Annotated in this window: 16 protein-coding genes; 6 read left to right on the top strand and 10 right to left on the bottom strand. The window is 59.5% G+C overall.

Annotated features, from left to right (window positions below):
* Positions 1-94: 94 nt before the first annotated feature.
* From rfbA to prmC, 7 genes are all read right to left on the bottom strand, one after another.
* Complete coding sequence (rfbA, locus tag BMY67_RS15210) at positions 95-967, bottom strand: glucose-1-phosphate thymidylyltransferase RfbA (protein WP_092773147.1); 873 nt, start codon at positions 965-967, stop codon at positions 95-97.
* Between the two features lie 138 nt (positions 968-1105).
* Positions 1106-2113, bottom strand: coding sequence for an SDR family oxidoreductase (locus tag BMY67_RS15205; protein ID WP_092773145.1), 1008 nt, complete (start codon positions 2111-2113; stop codon positions 1106-1108).
* A 127-nt stretch (positions 2114-2240) separates the two neighbouring features.
* A complete protein-coding gene (rfbB, locus tag BMY67_RS15200; protein ID WP_092773143.1) occupies positions 2241-3293 on the bottom strand; it encodes a dTDP-glucose 4,6-dehydratase in 1053 nt (350 codons plus the stop codon).
* An 82-nt stretch (positions 3294-3375) separates the two neighbouring features.
* On the bottom strand, positions 3376-4407 hold the full coding sequence (gene galE, locus BMY67_RS15195) for a UDP-glucose 4-epimerase GalE (protein ID WP_092773141.1): 1032 nt from the start codon (positions 4405-4407) through the stop codon (positions 3376-3378).
* Between the two features lie 93 nt (positions 4408-4500).
* On the bottom strand, positions 4501-5799 hold the full coding sequence (locus BMY67_RS15190; RefSeq protein ID WP_092773139.1) for a nucleotide sugar dehydrogenase: 1299 nt from the start codon (positions 5797-5799) through the stop codon (positions 4501-4503).
* Positions 5800-5873: 74 nt separating this feature from the next.
* A complete protein-coding gene (locus tag BMY67_RS15185; protein ID WP_092773137.1) occupies positions 5874-6470 on the bottom strand; it encodes an acyltransferase in 597 nt (198 codons plus the stop codon).
* Between the two features lie 173 nt (positions 6471-6643).
* Positions 6644-7513 carry a peptide chain release factor N(5)-glutamine methyltransferase gene (gene prmC, locus BMY67_RS15180; protein ID WP_092773135.1) on the bottom strand — a complete coding sequence of 290 codons (870 nt, stop codon included), beginning with the start codon at positions 7511-7513 and terminating at the stop codon, positions 6644-6646.
* Between the two features lie 216 nt (positions 7514-7729).
* On the opposite strand from prmC, the gene ribD reads away from it, so the two are divergent.
* Positions 7730-8782 (top strand): bifunctional diaminohydroxyphosphoribosylaminopyrimidine deaminase/5-amino-6-(5-phosphoribosylamino)uracil reductase RibD, encoded by a 1053-nt coding sequence (ribD, locus tag BMY67_RS15175; RefSeq protein ID WP_092773133.1) that lies wholly within the window; start codon positions 7730-7732, stop codon positions 8780-8782.
* Positions 8783-8971: 189 nt separating this feature from the next.
* Here ribD and rpmA read toward each other — a convergent pair whose 3' ends face one another.
* Together rpmA and rplU are read right to left on the bottom strand one after the other, a co-directional pair.
* Complete coding sequence (gene rpmA, locus BMY67_RS15170) at positions 8972-9289, bottom strand: 50S ribosomal protein L27 (protein WP_019946837.1); 318 nt, start codon at positions 9287-9289, stop codon at positions 8972-8974.
* Positions 9290-9404: 115 nt separating this feature from the next.
* Positions 9405-9710, bottom strand: a complete 306-nt coding sequence (gene rplU, locus BMY67_RS15165) for a 50S ribosomal protein L21 (protein WP_019946836.1) — start codon at positions 9708-9710, stop codon at positions 9405-9407.
* Positions 9711-10209: 499 nt separating this feature from the next.
* On the opposite strand from rplU, the gene BMY67_RS15160 reads away from it, so the two are divergent.
* Positions 10210-11172: a ribonucleoside-diphosphate reductase small subunit gene (locus BMY67_RS15160; protein WP_092773131.1), complete on the top strand. Its 963-nt coding sequence runs from the start codon at positions 10210-10212 to the stop codon at positions 11170-11172.
* Between the two features lie 97 nt (positions 11173-11269).
* Positions 11270-11497 carry a hypothetical protein gene (locus BMY67_RS15155; RefSeq protein WP_092773129.1) on the top strand — a complete coding sequence of 76 codons (228 nt, stop codon included), beginning with the start codon at positions 11270-11272 and terminating at the stop codon, positions 11495-11497.
* A gap of 13 nt (positions 11498-11510) precedes the next feature.
* Here BMY67_RS15155 and BMY67_RS15150 read toward each other — a convergent pair whose 3' ends face one another.
* On the bottom strand, positions 11511-12650 hold the full coding sequence (locus BMY67_RS15150) for a metallophosphoesterase (protein ID WP_092773127.1): 1140 nt from the start codon (positions 12648-12650) through the stop codon (positions 11511-11513).
* A 394-nt stretch (positions 12651-13044) separates the two neighbouring features.
* On the opposite strand from BMY67_RS15150, the gene BMY67_RS15145 reads away from it, so the two are divergent.
* From BMY67_RS15145 to BMY67_RS19055, 3 genes are all read left to right on the top strand, one after another.
* Positions 13045-14730 (top strand): CotH kinase family protein, encoded by a 1686-nt coding sequence (locus BMY67_RS15145; RefSeq protein ID WP_177189854.1) that lies wholly within the window; start codon positions 13045-13047, stop codon positions 14728-14730.
* Positions 14731-15226: 496 nt separating this feature from the next.
* The gene (locus BMY67_RS15140; protein ID WP_092773123.1) at positions 15227-17608 is read left to right on the top strand and encodes a ribonucleoside-diphosphate reductase subunit alpha; all 2382 of its coding nucleotides are present in this window, start codon (positions 15227-15229) and stop codon (positions 17606-17608) included.
* 72 nt (positions 17609-17680) lie between these two features.
* Entirely contained in the window at positions 17681-18532 is an 852-nt protein-coding gene (locus BMY67_RS19055; RefSeq protein WP_143069852.1) for a hypothetical protein, read from the top strand.
* Positions 18533-19115 lie beyond the last annotated feature (583 nt).

The raw sequence follows: 19115 nt of genomic DNA, 5'->3' as shown, positions 1-19115 counted from the left end.
TCAGCGGGTGGCGAGAGTAAGAGATGAGCCGCGTGTCATTCTTCGCTCCGCTCAGAATGACATGCGGCTCACTTCTTGGTACTCACTTCTAGAACTACATCAGCAACTGCTCGGGTAAGCGCATGAGGTAGTCGCCGTAGCCGCTTTTGCGCAACGGCTCGGCAATGGTGCGGAGCTGGTCGGCGTCGATGAAGCCCTGGCGATACGCCACTTCTTCAATCGAGCCCACCTTCAGGCCCTGGCGCTGCTCCAGCACCCGCACGAACTCGCCGGCCTGCATCAGGCTCTCAAACGTTCCCGTATCGAGCCAGGCAGTGCCGCGGCCCAGGATGCCCACCTTCAGCTTGCCGCGGCGCAGGTACTCCTGGTTGACGTCGGTGATTTCGTACTCGCCGCGGGGGCTGGGCTTCAGGTCGCGGGCAATCTGTACCACGTCGTTGTCATAGAAGTACAGGCCCGGCACGGCGTAGTTGCTCTTGGGCTTGGCGGGCTTCTCCTCGATGCTGAGGGCCTTATTATTGGCGTCGAACTCCACCACGCCGTAGCGCTCGGGGTCGTGCACGTGGTAGGCGTACACCACGCCGCCCTCGGGGTCGTTGTTGCTCTTGAGCAGCTCCTCCATGCCTTCACCGTGGAAGATGTTGTCGCCGAGCACCAGCGCCACTTTATCGGTACCAATGAAATCAGCCCCCAGCACGAAGGCCTGAGCCAGCCCGTTGGGCACTTCCTGCACCACGTACTCGAAGCGGCAACCCAACTTCGAACCGTCGCCGAGCAGCTTTTTGAACTGCTCCTGGTCATGGGGCGTGGTGATGATGAGGATTTCGCGGATGCCCGCCATCATCAGAATCGACAGCGGGTAGTACACCATCGGCTTGTCGTACACCGGCATCATCTGCTTGGATACGGCCAGCGTGAGCGGATGCAATCGGGTGCCGGAACCGCCGGCGAGGATAATGCCTTTCATATCTGGGGTGTTAACGTCTTGAGTGAAAAAATATCATCCTGAGCGGAGCGAGGGACCTTATCACGTCTATGAGACTTGCTTCAACAATGTTGTGCAAACGTGACAAGGTCCTTCGCTGCGCTCAGGATGACAGATGGACTAATTACGCTCCGCAATAAACGCCTGATGGGTCTTGAACCAGTCCAGCGTCCTCTGCAGGCCTTCCTGAATCCGTACTTTCGGCTCGTAGCCGAGCAGGTTCCGGGCCTTCGAGATGTCGGCCAACGAGTCGCGAATGTCGCCGGCACGGTCGGGGCCGTACTCGGGCACGATGTCGGAGCCGGCTTCGGCCTTGAGGATGTTGAACAGGTCGTTGAGGGAGGTGCGGTCGGCTACGGCCACGTTGTAGACCTGGTTCACGGCCTCCTTATTGTCAACCAGCGCGGCCTTGATGTTGGCCTGCACGCAGTTCTCCACGAAGGTGAAGTCGCGAGTCTGGCCGCCGTCGCCGTTCATACGGGGCGGGCGGCCCTCCAGCACGGCATCAATGAAGAGCGGAATAACGGCCGCGTAGGCCCCGTTTGGATCCTGGCGTGGGCCGAAGATGTTGAAGTAGCGCAGGCCAATGATTTCCATGCCGTAGGTCTTACCAAACACATCGGCGTACAGCTCGTTGGCGTACTTGGTTACGGCGTAGGGCGACAGGGGCTTGCCGATCCGGTCCTCTACTTTGGGCAGGGCCTGATGGTCGCCGTAAGTCGAACTGCTGGCCGCGTACACAAACCGCTTCACGCCGGCCTCCTTGGCACCCACCAGCATGTTCACGAAGCCGCCCACGTTTACGTCGTTGCTCGTAATCGGGTCGTTGATGGAGCGCGGCACGGAGCCCAGCGCGGCCTGGTGCAGCACCACATCAATGCCCTGGCAGGCATCAATGCAGGTCTGCCGGTCGCGGATGTCGCCCTCGATAACGCGCAGGGCCGGATTGTCCGCAAACAGCGCCACGTTCTTGCGGAAACCGTTGGAGAAGTTGTCGAGCACGCGCACCTCTTTGGCACCGTACTTCAACAGGTATTCCACCAGATTCGAGCCGATGAAGCCGGCTCCGCCGGTAACGAGGAAGCTCAGGTTATCGAGCGGCCGGTCGTGAAAAGGAGTTTCGTACATTCTTCTTGGATAATCAGCACGTCATGCTGAGCTTGTCGAAGCATCTCTACCGAGCTAGTAATTCAACCATTGCAACGAAGCGGTAGAGATGCTTCCTTCGTCAGCATGACGTTTCTTCTGCCTTGATCTACCGGTTGTACTGCTTCTGGTAGTAATCCTGGTAAGCGCCGCTGGTTACGTTGTCGAGCCACTGCTGATTTTCCAGGTACCAGTCCACGGTCTGGCTCAGGCCCTGCTCGAACGTAACGGACGGTTTCCAGCCCAGCTCGTTCATGATTTTGCTGCTGTCGATGGCGTAGCGCAGGTCGTGGCCGGCGCGGTCGGTGACGAACTTTATCAGCTGGCGCGAGGTGCCTTGTGGTTTGCCGGTTTTCTCGTCGAGCGTGTCGCAGAGCAGGTGGATGAGTTCCAGGTTGGCCCACTCATTCACGCCGCCGATGTTGTAGGTTTCGCCCACGGTACCCTTATGGAACACGGCGTCGATGGCCGTGGCGTGGTCTTTCACGAACAGCCAGTCGCGCACATTTTCGCCCTTGCCGTACACCGGAATGGCTTCCCCGTTCTGAATGCGGTGGATGGCCAGCGGGATGAGCTTTTCGGGGAAGTGGTTGGGGCCGTAGTTGTTCGAGCAGTTGCTCAGCTTGATGGGCATGTGGTAGGTGTGGTACCAGGCCCGCACGAAGTGGTCGGACGCCGCCTTGGAGGCCGAGTAGGGCGAGCGGGGGTCGTAGCTGGTTTCCTCGGTGAACATCTCGGGGCCGAAGTCCAGCGAGCCGTACACCTCGTCGGTGCTCACGTGGTAGAACACCTTGCCCTCGTAGTTCAGCGGCTTCCACAGGTTTTTGGCGGCGTTCAGCAGGTGCACCGTGCCCAGCACGTTGGTTTTCACGAAGGCCAGCGGGTCGGTAATGCTCCGGTCGACGTGGCTTTCCGCGGCCAGGTGAATCACGGCGTCGGGTTCCTCGGTAGCGAACAGCTCGTCTACAAAAGCCTGGTCGGTGATGTCGCCCTTCACCAGCCGGTAGTTGGGCGCGGTTTCCACGTCGCGCAGGTTCTCCAGGTTGCCGGCGTACGTCAGCGCGTCCAGGTTCAGAATCTGGTATTCCGGGTACTTGGTCACGAAAAGGCGCACCACGTGCGACCCAATAAAGCCGGCCCCGCCGGTGATGATGATTTTCATGTCTTTAAGCTTTTAGCTGACAGCTGACAGCTGTTAGCTTTTTGTTGAAGGTCCGTTTGAACATAAAGCTGTCAGCTAACAGCTATTGGCTATCAGCTAAATGCTGCTGCCATTTCCACGAACTGGCCAGCGCCTCTTCCAGCGAAGCCGAGGTCTGGAAACCCAGGATTTCTACGGACTTGGTGACGTCGGCGTAGATGGCGGGCACGTCGCCGGGGCGGGGCGGGCCGATGCGGTAGTTGAGCTTGACGCCGGTGGCACGCTCGAAGGCCTGCACCACTTCCAGCACCGAGTTGCCGCGGCCGGTGCCCACGTTGAAGGTCTCCACCGTTTCGCCGGTGCCGGCCAGCAGGCGCTGCACGGCTACCACGTGGGCCTTGGCCAGGTCCACCACGTGCACGTAGTCGCGGATGTTGGTGCCGTCGGGCGTGTCGTAGGTGTCGCCGTTGATGGTCAGCTGCTCGCGGATGCCGGCGGCCGTCTGGGTCACGTACGGAACCAGATTCTGGGGCACGCCCAGCGGCAGCTCCCCGATTTTGGCCGAGGCATGAGCGCCAATCGGGTTGAAGTAGCGCAGCAGAATAGTGCGCAGCTTGTTGGCCGGCGCGGCGGCTACGTCACGCAGGATATCCTCGCACATCTGCTTGGTGGCGCCGTAGGGCGAGTTGGCCTGCTTGGTGGGCGTCTGCTCGGTTACGGGCAGCGCTTCGGGCACGCCGTACACGGTGCACGACGACGAAAACACCAGCGCCTCCACCCCGAACTCGCGCATCACCGTCAGCAGCGTCAGGAGCGAGCCCACGTTGTTCTGGTAGTACTCCAGCGGCTTTTCGATGGATTCGCCTACGGCCTTGTAAGCGGCGAAGTGAATCACCCCGCGCACGTTACCTTCCTCGGCAAACACGGCCCGCAGGGCCTCGGCGTCGTTGCAGTCGATGCGGTGCAGCGGCACCTTTACGCCCAGAATGCTCTCCACTCCATCCAGCGCCGACTCCCGCGAATTCACGAAGTTGTCAATGATAACCGGCTGAAAACCGGCCTCATACAACTCCACCACCGCGTGCGAGCCAATGTAGCCCGCCCCGCCCGTTACCAGTATTTTCGTTCTAGACATCTAGTTGTCAGTTGTTAGTTGTCGGTTGTTAGTTGTTAGTTGTTAGTTCCGTTCTGAAACTAACAACTAACAACTAACAACCGACAACTGATTTTACAGGCTCCAGTACTGCATCTGCTGCACCTTGCCGCGGAACAGGCCTTTGATATCCACCAGCACGGCGTCGTCGGAGGTTATCGACTGGAAGTAGGCTTCGTCGCACTCGGTGTAGGGCTGGTGGCTGACGGCGACTACTACGGCGTCGTAGTCAGTGCGCACCTCGGCGGCGGGCGTCAGGCGGAAGCCGTACTCGTGGAACAGCTCGTCGGAGTCGGCGTGGGGGTCCACGATGTCCACGTTCACCGAGAAGTTCTTGAGCTCCTGGATAACGTCGGCGACTTTGGAGTTGCGGATGTCCTCCACGTTTTCCTTGAAGGTGGCGCCCATCACCAGCACCCGGCTTTTGGCCACGTCCTTGCCCTTCTTGATAATCATCTGCACGGTTTTACGGGCGATGTAGGCGCCCATATTATCGTTGGTAGTGCGGCCCGAGAGAATCACCTTGGCATCGTAGCCCAGCTCCTTGGCCTTGTAGGTGAGGTAGTAAGGGTCGACGCCGATGCAGTGGCCGCCCACCAGGCCAGGCGAGAACCGGAGGAAGTTCCACTTGGTACCGGCGGCTTCCAGCACCTCGTAGGTGTTGATGTTCATGCGGTCGAAAATCATCGACAGCTCGTTCATGAGCGCAATGTTTACGTCGCGCTGGGTGTTTTCGATGATTTTGGCGGCCTCGGCCACCTTGATGGAGCTGGCCCGGTGCACGCCGGCTTTCACCACCAGCTCGTAGGTTTTGGCAATGTCCTCCAGCGACTCAGCGTCGCAGCCGGCCACCACTTTCACGATGCTGCTGAGCGTGTGCTCCTTGTCGCCGGGGTTGATGCGCTCGGGCGAGTAGCCTACTTTAAAGTCGCCGTTAGCGAAGCTCAGGCCCGAGTGCTTTTCCATCACCGGAATGCAGTCGTCCTCGGTGCAGCCGGGGTACACGGTGCTTTCGAACACCACGTAGTCGCCCTTCTTGAGCACCTTGCCCACCGAAGAGGACGCCCCGAGCAGGGGCCGCAGGTCGGGCTGGGCGTGCTCATCGATGGGCGTGGGCACGGCCACGATAAAGAACGTGGCCTCGCGCAGCACGTCGAGCGAGTCGGTGAACTCAATGTCGCAGCCCTCGAAGTCGGCGGCCACCAGCTCGCCGCTCGGGTCCACGTGGTTGCGCATCATCTCCACGCGCTTGGCGTTGATATCGAAGCCGATAACCTGAATTTTACGGGCAAACTCCAGGGCAATGGGCAGGCCCACGTAGCCGAGGCCGATAACGGCCAGCTTGGCCTGCTTGTTAACTAGTTGGTCGTACACGATATAGGGTCTTGGAAACTTGGGGTCTGAGGGGTCGGGAATGACGGGTTATCTGCTTGCCTGACAACGCCATACTAGCTGCTTAGCAGGGCCACTTGGCCGTTGGTGAACTGGTACTGCTGCCCGCTTTCGGGGCAGGTGGCGTGGCCGGCGGCATCAAAGGTGAGTTGGTGCCCGTGGGCACTCATCCAGCCGCGGGGGCGGGCCGGGTTGCCGTACACCAGGGCGTAGGGCAGCACGTCGCGCGTGACCACCGAGCCGGCGCCCACGAAGGCATACTCGCCCAGCGTTACGCCGCACACGATGGTGCTGTTGGCCCCGATGCTCACGCCCCGGCCAAGGCGCGTGGGCAGGTAATGGGCGTCGCCGCGGCGGGGCACGGCGGCGCGGGGGTTGCGCACGTTGGTAAACACCACCGAGGGGCCCAGAAATACGTCGTCCTGGCACTCTACGCCGGCGTACAGGCTCACGTTGTTCTGCACTTTCACGTTGCGGCCCAGGCGTACGCCGTCGGCCACGAACACGTTCTGGCCCAGGTTGCAGCCGGCGCCCAGCTCGGCCCCGGCACTCACGTGGCAGAAGTGCCAAATGCGGCATCCTGCCCCAATCCGGCTGCCCTCATCGAGGACGGCGGTTGGGTGAGCGTAGTAGGCGGGTGGCGTTTCGGACATACGGGCAGACGGGGCCGGCAATAATTGAGCCGGCAAAGGTAGGGCTTTTGGAAGTTAGCGGGTTAGGAAGTTGGCCGGGTAGTAATGCCGCGAAGTTTATAGGCCAGAAAGTGAGGCGCTAAAAGCCACTGCGGCAACCGCCGTATTCACTTTTCAACTGCCCGTTTTCTAAACTACTGCCTAATGCCCTCCCAGGTCGCGCGCACCATGCGGGGCCGGTCGAAAATATCGGCGTGGCTGGCCACCGCCGCGTAGCCCAGGCCGCGCAGCAATTCCTCGGTTTCGGATGCGTACTGCTCGTTGATTTCAAAGTAGAGCCCGCCGCCCGCCGCCAGTAGCTGGCAGCCCAGCTCGGCAATGCGGCGGTAAAACAGCAGCGGGTCGTGGTCGGGCACGAACAGGGCGGTGGCGGGCTCGAACTGGAGTACGTTGGGCCGCATCAGGGCCCGCTCGGCTTCCAGCACGTAGGGCGGGTTGCTCACCAGCACATCCAGCGGCGCGGCCAGTTGGGGCACTCCCTGCAAAATATCCACCTGCTGAAAATCAACGGCCACTCCGCAGCGGGCCGCGTTGCGCCGGGCCACCGCCAGCGCCTCCCCCGATACATCAACGGCCGTAAAATGGGCCCCGGGCAGCCGCTGGGCCAGCGCCAGCGGAATGCAGCCCGAGCCGGTGCCCACGTCCAGCACGCGCAGGTTGGGCCGGCCCTGCTGCTCGCGGGCAATCAGCGCTACCAGCTCCTCGGTTTCGGGGCGCGGGATGAGCGTGGCAGGCGTTACCTCCAGCTCCAGCCCGGCGAAATGGGCCGTGCCCAGCACGTATTGCAGCGGCTCGTGGGTTAAAAGCCGCGCCTGCAGGGCGGGCAGCGGGGCCAGCCGGTCATCATCGCCCAGCGGCTCGTCGGCCCGCGAGCGGCGTTGCAGAGGTGTCAGGTCCAGCAGGTGTTCGAGGGTTTGGGCGGCCATAGCCTCGGCTTCGGGGGCTTCGTAGATGGCTTGCAGGGCGGTGCTAAGGTTGGCGGTTAGCTGGCGGAGCGTGGGCATGGGGCAAAAGTACGGTTCTGACGGGGCCATTGGTTAGGCCTATCGTTTGAGGTGGGGCCGTATCTTCGCTCTTTCAGTTGCCTGCCTCTACTGAATCATCCTCCAAGGTCCTCTCGTGTCGCGCCTGACGTGCGCCTCCCCCCCTAGCCCCTCGCCGAAAAGGAGAGGGGGCTAGGGGGGGAGGCGCTACGTAAGAACTGTAAAAGCCTCCCACCCATGCCCGCCCCCACCCCCGACTTCGACCAGCTGATGATGCGCCGCGCCCTCGACCTGGCCCGGCTTGGCACCGGCTACGCCCGGCCCAACCCGCTGGTGGGCTGCGTTATCACCCACGAAGGCCGCATTATCGGGGAGGGCTGGCACCGGCAGTACGGCGGCCCCCACGCCGAGGTAAACGCCATCAACAGCGTTGCGGAGCCGGAACTGCTGCCCCAAAGCCGCGTGTACGTCACGCTGGAGCCCTGCGCCCACCACGGTAAAACCCCGCCCTGCGCCGACCTGCTCATCGAGAAGCAGGTAGCCGAAGTCGTTATCTGCAACCCCGACCCCAACCCGCTGGTAGCCGGCCGGGGCATAACCAAGCTGCGCGAGGCGGGCATCAAAGTGGAAACCGGCGTGCTGGAGGCCGAGGGCCGCTGGCTGAACCGGCGTTTCTTCACGGCTCAGGAGCAGCAGCGGCCCTACGTGGTGCTCAAGTGGGCCGAAACCGCCGACGGTTACCTGGCCGGGCCCTACTACCAATCAGTGCCCATCAGCGGCGAGCAGAGCCGGGTGGCGGTGCATCAGTGGCGGGCCGAGGAACAGGCCATCTTGGTAGGTACCCGCACGGCGTTGCACGACAACCCCCGCCTAAACGTGCGCGAGTGGCCCGGCCAGCACCCGCTCCGGCTCGTCATCGACAAAAACCTGAGCTTACCGCCCACCCACCACCTGTTCGACGGCACCCAGCCCACGCTGGTGTTCACTTACCGCGAGCAGGCCAGCCGCCCCAATCTGGAGTACGTGGTGCTGTCGGAGGCCGAGGACCTGTTCCCGCAGATGCTGCGCCAGCTCCAGCAGCGGCAAGTGCAGTCGGTGCTGGTCGAAGGCGGCACCACGGTGCTCAACTCGCTGCTCAAGGACGGCCTCTGGGACGAGGCCCGCATCATCAGGGCCCCCAAGCGGCTGGGTGGCGGCGTACCCGCGCCCAAAATGGGCCTTAGCGGCCTGCACGAGCAGTTCCGGCTGGGCGAGGACGAGGTGTTCGTGTTTTTGAGAGCGGTTAGCTGACCGCTTTTCGTCCCGTAGGGGCAGGACAGCGCAGCTAAGCCCCGCCCCTACCGCCGTTCTGCTTTGCAGGGACCAGTGCAGTGCAAAAGCCCCTGCCAGCCCTCCTCCTGGAAAGGAGAAGAGCCGGCAGGGGCTTTGCTTTTTGAACGAAAGCTAACGGCTAAAAGCCATCAGCTAACCGCTCAATACTTAAGCGTTGTCGTGCGCTTCGGCCGAAGCGGGAGCCGAGGTGTGCACCTCCGAGGCTACTACGTCGCCGGCTACTACCGACACGAACGAGCGGTCTTTGCGGCCCTTGCGGAACTGCACCGTGCCGTCGATCATGGCGAACAGGGTGTGGTCCTTGCCCATGCCCACGTTCTGGCCGGGGTGGTGCTTGGTACCGCGCTGACGCACGATGATGTTGCCGGAAATGATGGACTGACCGCCGAAGATCTTCACGCCCAAGCGCTTGGATTCCGATTCGCGGCCGTTATTGGAGCTACCTACGCCTTTCTTATGTGCCATTTTTTTGGAGCTTCAAGCTGCCAGCTACAAGCTGCAAGCTTTATGGTAAAATAAGCCCGGTTGCTGCCGAATGGCAGGCTGGCAGCTTGTGGCTGGCAGCTTGCCGCTCAACAAACTAGCCGATGCTGTTGATCATTACTTTGGTGAACTGCTGACGGTGGCCGTTCAGCTTCTTGTAGCCCTTGCGGCGCTTTTTCTTGAACACGAGCACCTTATCACCCTTTACGTGGGCGAGAATGGTACCGGTTACGGTCACGTCCAGCAGCGGCGAGCCGATGGTGAGGGTTCCGTTATCATCGGTCAGCAGGGCTTTGCCCAGCTGCACCTCGTCGCCAACGTTGCCAGCCAAACGGTGGGCGTATACAAATTTATTGGCTTCGACCTTGGTCTGCTTCCCGGCTATGTTGACAATTGCGTACATCGGCGTCTTGGTGTTTCTGAAAATTGGAAGGCAAAAGTACCCGGAACGTTTCATATATCCAAACTCTAACTAACTAAATAGCAGAGCGCCTATCCGTATGGCCGTTAAAAGCCCTTATCCAAGGAACGCGCAAACGGGTACGCGAATAACTTTTTGTGGATAACTATCATTGTCCACAGCGCAATTGTGGATAACTTTTTCTCCTTTTGGTGCCTGTCGCCTACCGGAAGGCCTGATTTGGGCTTTTTCAGGCTTTAGACCCTCATCCGGGAAGCGTATGCACGGACCTAGGGAGGGCCGCTAACGGGCCAGGGGCAGGCGGGCGGAAGACCAGCGAAGGACCGGTAAAAAATGTTGGTCCGGGGCTGCCTTTCCCAACCCGGTGGGTTATCTTTGGTTTTAAGCCGCGCTGAAAAGTAGCCAAACATTGCCTTCGGGCCGGGGTTAGCCAAGTGCGGTAGCCCTGGCACCGCCATTTTTCGCCTTTCACCCCGCCTGCATGGAACCCCTACTCACCGAAAACCCCAACCGCTTCGTTCTTTTCCCCATCCAGCACGACGACGTGTGGCAGTTCTACAAGAAGGCCGAGGCCTCATTCTGGACGGCCGAGGAAATCGACCTGAGCCAGGACCAGAAGGACTGGGACAACCTCAACGACGGCGAGCGGCACTTCATCTCGCACGTGCTGGCCTTCTTCGCGGCCTCCGACGGCATCGTGAACGAGAACCTGGCCATCAACTTCATGCAGGAGGTGCAGATGGCCGAGGCCCGCTGCTTTTACGGCTTCCAGGTGATGATGGAAAACATCCACTCCGAAACCTACTCCCTGCTGATTGACACCTACATCAAGGACCCCAAGCAGAAGGATTACCTCTTCAACGCCCTCGAAACGGTGCCCTGCGTGAAGAAAAAGGGCGACTGGGCCATCAAGTGGATCAACTCGGAGAACTTCACCGAGCGCCTGATTGCCTTTGCCGCCGTGGAAGGCATTTTCTTCTCGGGCTCGTTCTGCTCCATTTTCTGGCTGAAAAAGCGCGGCCTGATGCCCGGCCTAACCTTCAGTAACGAGCTGATTTCCAGGGACGAGGGCCTGCACTGCGACTTCGCCTGCCTGCTCTACAAGGACCACATGCAAAACAAGCTGCCCGAGGCCCGGGTGCAGGAAATCATCCGCGACGCAGTGGAGATTGAGCAGGAGTTCGTGACCGACGCGCTGCCCGTGAACCTGATTGGCATGAACGCCAAGACCATGAGCCAGTACATCGAGTTCGTGGCCGACCGCCTGCTGGAGTCGCTGGGCTACAGCCGCATCTACAACGCCACCAACCCCTTCGACTTCATGGAGATGATTTCGCTACAGGGCAAAACCAACTTCTTCGAAAAGCGCGTGGCCGAGTACCAGAAGGCTGGCGTGATGAGCGAGCGGACCGAAAACGCCTTCTCGCTGGACGAGGATTTTTAACCCCTTCGCCCTGATTTTAAAGGCAAAGCCCCGCTTCCAAATCCGGAAGCGGGGCTTTCTGTTGGGTTACTATGCGCCCGGTACCGTATCAAGCCGCATGCGCTACTCCCTCGAACCCCGCCACCAATGGCCCCTGCCGGGCCAGACAGACCCCAGCCTGACGCCCTGCGCCCTTTGCCGCCGCCGGCTGCGCATCAATGGCCGGCCCGTTTTTCGGAGCTGCTCCTGCAAAGCCTTCGGGCCCGGCGTAACCATCGGGGCCGTAGTGGCCGGGGCGGCGCTGGTGCTGGCGGGCGCAGTTTGGCTGGGGCGCCGGCGCCCGTAGCTGTTACGCCGCGCTATTGCACCACGAACCTGGAGGTTTGGGCGAAGCGGTTGCTGCGCAGCTGCACGAAGTACAGGCCCGGGGCCAGGCCAGCGGCCCGCAACGGGAGCCGGTGCCAGCCAGTGGCCGCCGGGCCGTCGTGCAGGCGGGCTACCTCGCGGCCCAGAGCATCGAGCACCCGCAGCTGCACCGGGGCGGCAGCCGGCAGGTAGAACTCCAGCAGGCTTTCGGGTTGGGCCGGGTTGGGGCTGACGGGGTAGAGCACCGGCGCGGGGCCGCCCTGGCGACGCAGTACGTAAGTGTCAATCAGCTGGTGGCTGCGGGTGATGAACTGCAGCGTCAGGCTGTCGGGGGTGGCGTTGAGCAGCATGGCGCCGTAGTTGGCGTTGTAGAGCACCTGGCTGTTGGGCTGCTTGACCGGCTGCACGCCGTGGATGTTGCGCCCCCCCAACCCGTTCACGAAGTAGGGCAGCCCGTCGACCGCCAGCCGCTCATAGATGTGGTCGTGGCCGCTGAGCACCACCGAGGCCCCCCACTCGCGAAAGGGCCACTGCAGGTCGGCGTCGGAGCCATGCCGGCCCGAGGTGTAGGGGGAGTGATGGAAGTACACCACTTTCCAGCGGGCCCGCGAAGCTGCTAAGCGCTCCTTCAGCCACTTGCCCTGGGCTGAGGTGGCCGTGATGCCATCGGGCTCGGCCGGGTCGCTGTTGAGGGCGAACAGGTGCACGTCGCCGCGCACAAACTCGTAGTAGCGGCCGTTGCCGGGCAGCGTGAAGTAGTCGCGGTAGGCCTGCCCGTTGCGGGTGTAATAATCGTGGTTGCCCAGCGAGGGGAAAAACCGGTTGGTAGACGCCCGTGGCCCGTAGCGGCCCTTGTAGTTGCCAATATAGGCGTGGTAGTACTGGCCGATGTTCTGGTCGATGGTGGTCGAGTCGCCGAAATCGTAGTTGTTGTCGCCCAGCGTGACGATGAACTCCGGGTTCCAGCTTTTCACCAGATCCGCCACGTCGCGCTCGGCCGGGCCGGTATAGCCATAGTCGCCGATGGCGGCAAAGCGCTGGGCGGCCAGGGGGCCGGCTCCCAGCAGCAGGAAAGCTAGTAGCAGCGGCCCGGCCAGCCAGCTGCGGCCCGAAAGGCCATAAAAAGAACTCATACTACCTGGTGAAGCACTGGTTATGGGGCAAAAGAACAGCCGGAAAGACAAGCCGGACAATAAAACTAGGCTTTTTATTCCCTTCCCCGAAGCCTTTTTTTCAAACGCCACCTTCCGATAACAATATTTCTTAATAATATTCAATTATTCATTCGCTATTTATTTCAGCATTCCAGGGCCGGAAGAGTACCATTAACTCTCTTGTTGTCAGCTCGATCATACTTCATGTACCTATATAGGATTCAATAAATTAGTACTATTCAGTAAAATAGCGGTAACCCGGCCTTCATCTTGCCTTTATTTAATCTTACTTTTGCGGCCCGATTTCTACACTCACTCATTGCTAAACTATATAAGCGTGCGAACAACCCTTACCCCTCTTTTATTTCTGTCGTTGAGTGGGCTGCTGGCCGCCCTGCCGGGCCGGGCCGATACGCTGACGCTGGCGCCGGCCTACTATAATGTAGATGCGCAGAAGCATTTGATTCTGGTTAACAAGAAACCAGTCGATCTGCAGATAGAGTCTGGTGAGCAGAACAGCCATCTGACCCTCGATCAGACGTACACCTTCACGAAGCCCCTGCAAACACCGACGACCCGGACCGGCTACGAGGCCGCGTACGATGGCACCCGGTATGCGGTGTACTTTACCGACCTGCCCATTCTGAGCGTTAGCACCCGCGACTCCATTCAGGACACGCCCAGCATTGCGGCCAAACTGACGCTGGTGGACGGCAGCGGCCAGACGCTGACGGCCGATCTGGGCATTGAGTACCGCGGCGGCTTCTCGCAGACCTACCCCAAGAAATCGTACGAGCTGAGCTTCTGGCAGGACAGCACGGGGGACAAGTCGCGCGATGTGCGGCTGCTGGGCATGCGCTCCGACAACAAGTACAACCTGCAGGCCCTTTACAACGAGCCGCTGCGGGTGCGCAACAAAAGCAGCCACGAGCTGTGGCAGGAAATCCACCAGCCCACCTACCTGGCCCAGGAGCCCGAGGCCAAGAGCGGCATTGCCCTGCAGTACGTGGAGGTGTTCGTGAACGGCGCCTACCGGGGCATCTACGCCCTCACCGAACGGGTTGACCGCAAGCAGCTCAAGCTGAAAAAGTACAGCAACGGCATTACCGGCGAGCTGTACAAGGGCGACGACTGGGGCCCGGCCGTGACGTTCAGCGGCCTGCCCGACTTCGACAACGGCTCCGAAACCTGGGGCGGCTTCGAGTACAAGCACCCCGACGAAAAAATCGACTGGACCAACCTGCACGGGTTCGTAGGCTTCGTGCGCAACAGCCCCGAGCGGGAGTTTCTGGCCACCTACCAGCAGAAGTTCAACCTGCGAAACGCGGTGGACTACTACCTGTTTATGAACCTGCTGCGGGCCGACGATAACCGGGGCAAAAACCTCTACATTGCCCGCTACAAGCAGGGCGAGCCCTACTTCTACGTGCCCTGGGACCTGGACGGCGTATTTGGCAATGGCTGGGACGGCTCGAACGTGAACGTAACCAACGACCTGCTCTCCAACGGCTTCTACGACCGGCTGTGGCAGGACCGCACGGCCAACGGCTTCCGGGCCACGCTGCGTACCCGCTGGGCCGAGCTGCGCCAGACCATTATTACCGAGGAGCACATTCTGGATAAGTTCCGGGCCAACCAGGACCTGCTGCAGCGCAACGCCGTGTACGAGCGGGAGCAGCTGGCCTGGACCGGCTTCGCGCCGGCCGAGATGAACACCCAGCTCGACTACACTGCCAACTGGCTGGCCAACCGGCTGCGCTTCCTCGATGCCACCTTTGGGGCACCCTTCGACATTATAACGGCGACTCCGGTGGCTGCCGCCAACCGTCTCATGCTGTACCCCAACCCCAGCAGCGACGTTATTACGGTGGAAACCGGCGCAACCGGCCCAACGGAGCTGACGCTGCGCGACCTGACCGGCCGGCTGGTGCTGCAAACCACGCTGCGCGGCTCTAAGCCCCGCCTCGATGTGCGCCAGCTGCCCAAGGGCCTGTACCTGGCTACCCTGAGTGCCAGCGGTCAGCTGGCGCCCCGCACGGCCCGGGTAGTTATCAACTAAGCCCATTCGTTTGGTGTAGAGACGCATCTTTGCGTCTCGTCGGGCGCATCGTTGTTGCGTCTGACCGTTCAACGGTTTCGTTCAACGGGCCGTCGCAAGGATGCGTCGCTACATCAGCCCGGCTTTCTGCTGAACGTACTGTTCGGGAGGAAGCCGGGCTTTTGTTTGGGCCCTGGAGCATCCGGCGCAACGACCGGCTCTGCTTTGATACCACATCGGCGGCAATCCGCCAACTCCAATTTTCGGTTGGCGACGCTTCTATATAGCAAAAGGCAAACGCCAAAAACCGCCTGAACTGCACTGTTTTAGGCATATGTGGAAAACTTCTGAAAAGAAGGTTTGTCCTACACGCCAGATAGAAATATCTTCCGGTATCAATGCCTGGGTCCGACCACTTGGCCGGGCCAGCTGAACCCAACTCCACGCCTCGGCTAGCCGCCTTCCAGCGGGTAGCCGGGGCCTCTTTCTACTCCTCCTCACCTCAATCAGTACGCTTATGTTGGTACTCAAGCGCGACGGCCGCCGCGAATCCGTGAAGTTCGACAAGGTTACGGCCCGCATCGAAAAGCTCTGCTACGGCCTGAACATGAACTTCGTGGCCCCGATTGAGGTGGCTAAAAAGGTAATTGACGGCATCTACGACGGCGTAACGACTGTGGAGCTCGACAACCTGGCCGCCGAAACCGCCGCCTCGCTCACCACCAAGCACCCCGACTACGCCATCCTGGCCGCCCGCATTGCCGTGAGCAACCTGCACAAGGTGACCAGCAAGTCGTTCAGCAGCACCATGAAGCGGCTGCACACCTACGAGGACCCCAAAACGGGCGAAAACGCCTCGCTCGTGGCCCAGGACGTGTGGGAAATCGTGCACGCCAACGCGGCGACGCTCGATTCGGCCATTATCTACGACCGCGACTACAACTACGACTACTTCGGCTTCAAGACCCTGGAGCGCAGCTACCTGCTGCGGCTCGATGGCAAGGTAGTCGAGCGGCCCCAGCACATGCTCATGCGCGTGGCCGTGGGCATTCATAAGCACGACATTGCTGCTGCCATCGAAACCTACGAGCTGATGAGCGAGCGGTGGTTTACCCACGCCACGCCCACGCTCTTTAACGCCGGCACGCCCAAGCCCCAGCTCAGCTCCTGCTTCCTGCTCACGATGAAGGACGACTCCATCGACGGCATCTATGACACGCTGAAAAACTGCGCCCTGATTTCGCAGAGCGCCGGCGGCATCGGGCTGGCCGTGCACAACGTGCGCGCCACCGGCACCTACATCAAGGGCACCAACGGCACCTCCAACGGCCTCGTGCCCATGCTCAAGGTGTTCAACGACACCGCCCGCTACGTCGACCAGGGCGGGGGCAAGCGCAAGGGCGCCTTCGCCATCTACCTCGAACCCTGGCACGCCGACATCTTCGACTTCCTCGACCTCAAGAAAAACCACGGCAAGGAGGAAATGCGCGCCCGCGACCTGTTTTACGCCCTCTGGACGCCCGATTTGTTCATGAAGCGGGTGGAAGCCAACGGCGACTGGACGCTGATGTGCCCCCACGAGTGCCCGGGCCTCGACACCAGCCACGGCGCCGAGTTCGAGAAGCTCTACCTCAAGTACGAGCGCGAGGGCAAGGGCCGCCGCACCATCAAGGCCCAGGAGCTGTGGTTCGCCATTCTGGAAAGCCAGACCGAGACGGGCACGCCCTACATGCTGTTCAAGGACGCTGCCAACGGCAAGAGCAACCAGCAGAACCTCGGTACCATCAAGAGCTCCAACCTCTGCACCGAGATTATGGAGTACACCGACGAGCACGAAATTGCGGTCTGCAACCTCGCCTCGCTGGCCCTGCCCCGCTACGTGCGCCCCGACGAGGCCGGCAACCTGTTCTTCGACCACCAGAAGCTCTACGAGGTAACCTACCACGCTACGCTGAACCTGAACAAGGTCATCGACATCAACTACTACCCCGTGCCCGAGGCCGAGCGCAGCAACCGCCGCCACCGCCCCATCGGGCTGGGCGTGCAGGGGCTGGCCGATACGTTCATTGCCCTGCGCATGCCCTTCGAGAGCGACGAAGCCACCGGCCTGAACAAGGACATCTTCGAGACGCTGTACTTCGCGGCCATGACGGCCTCCAAGGACCTGGCCAAGCGCGACGGCCACTACGAAACCTTCCCCGGCTCGCCCCTGAGCGAGGGCAAGTTCCAGTTCGACCTCTGGGGCGTAACGCCCGACTCGGGCCGCTGGGACTGGGACGCGCTGCGGGCCGAGGTGATGGAGCACGGCGCGCGCAACTCGCTGCTGGTGGCCCCCATGCCCACGGCCAGCACCGCCCAGATTCTGGGCAACAACGAGTCGTTTGAGCCCTACACGAGCAACATTTACGTGCGCCGGGTGCTCTCAGGCGAGTTTATGGTGGTGAATAAGCACCTGCTCAAGGACCTGATTAAGCTAGGCCTCTGGAACGAGCAGATGAAGACGGCCATCATTGCCGCCAACGGCTCGGTGCAGGACATCCCGAGCATCCCGCAGCACATCAAGGACCTGTACAAAACGGTGTGGGAGATTTCCCAGCGCCGCATCATCGACATGTCGGCCGACCGGGGCGCCTACATCTGCCAGAGCCAGAGCCTGAACCTGCACGTGCTGAACGTGAACTTCGGCAAGCTCACGAGCATGCACTTCCACAGCTGGAAGAAGGGCCTGAAAACGGGCATGTACTACCTGCGCACCAAAGCCGCCGCCGACGCCATCAAGTTCACGGTGCAGAAGCAGGCCGCCGAGACCCTGGAGCCGCTCAACGTATCGGCCCAGAACGCCTCCGACATGGCCTGCTCCCTGGACGATCCGGAAGGCTGCGAGGCCTGCGGTTCGTAAGAAACTATCATTTGGTCCGAATTGGCTGTTTATACTTAAATGAATAAACAGCCAATTTTATGTCTTTTTTATATGAAAAACGCATCATTATTGGCTTTCTTCTTGGCATCTACCACGGCTGTTAATGCTCAATATCTATCACTAGATGAGTTAATTATTATAAGAAGTAAGGATATAGAATCAGCTAATACCTATTTATCATCAAAAGGATGGCAATTCAACGATGCATCGGAGGAAACTCAGGAAAGTTATAGCACTACAACTTGGTCATTTGGAAAGCAGTATTATAGTAATTATTCAAAAGCCTTTATAAAGCTCTTAACTGCTGATGGCTATAATAGTCAACTATCATATCAAACAGTATACAAAGAACATTTTAATATAATTAAAAATAAAATCATAAGTTATAAAATGAATAGGATTTCTTCAGAAGCTAAAGATGGTTATATAGTCTCAACATATATTGGAACCAATTATGTAATCCAGACAACTACAAGTGTTGACTCTGACACATCTTCACCTGTCTACGGGATTAATATAAAAAAGAAGCCCACAGAATACGAATTACAAGAATATATTGAAGAGGACTATAATAACGAACCAGAATTAGAAGAAAGTAATGAAAAATATTCAAGCGAGTACACGGAACTATCCAATAATAGATTAACGCACTTTGTGTATTTGGTAACAGGAAAAAAAAATTCGTCTGGACCGGGCCCCGAAATAATATACACGGATGAAACTGTAGAGGTAAGTCAACTATATATGTATCCAAACAGGAATAAATCCATAACTATAATACCTCCTAAAAGTAACATACAAGTCATAAGCAGGTTACCTAATCATTCAGGGGAATACTTTTTGGTTTACACTAATGGTTTTTATGGATATATAAATTCTAGCAACTTAAAGTATAGAAATTAGTCTCCATTCTAGATTTGAAAACCAAACACTATCCCGTATATATGCAAGGGTAGATGTAGCGAAAATAATTCAGTGTAATGGCCGTCGAAGAGCCGCTTGATATATGATTCGAATTCAATTGAAGGTATTGTCCATACAGTATAAAAGCCTACTATAGCGGTTTCGTGAACAGTGCACCTCGTCATAGAGACACAATAGCCGGAGTTCCTTCGTTTACTGATATTATGCGCTGGTCAATATCAGTAACAACTAGACTCCGACTATTGCGTCTCTATATAGGTCTGGTGGTCTCAATAGTGCCAGCCGTTGCCGTCCCCAGTAGTAGCTAATTGGCGTTTGGGCCGCTGGGGCAGCAGGAGTACCACACTGGAAGCGGCCGACAAATCCCCCGGCAAGCTGTGACGAAACAGGAGTCACTAGCGCACCTGATAGCCACGGGCAACATGCCGCCCGATACGACGCTGGCGACCGGCGCTGCTTAGGAAGCGGTTCGCCGGCCGGCCCGGTCAGAATCCTTCGGTTACCTGCTCCCCCACTTTCCGGGAGGCTTCCACCAATCGTTGGAAGGCTCCCGGAAGGTGGG

Origin of the sequence: Hymenobacter actinosclerus (genome assembly GCF_900111515.1) — a bacterium.
Taxonomy (GTDB): Bacteria; Bacteroidota; Bacteroidia; order Cytophagales; family Hymenobacteraceae; genus Hymenobacter; species Hymenobacter actinosclerus.
The sequence above is the reverse complement of the archived record's forward strand: the minus strand, read 5'-3'. Positions and strand labels throughout refer to the sequence as shown.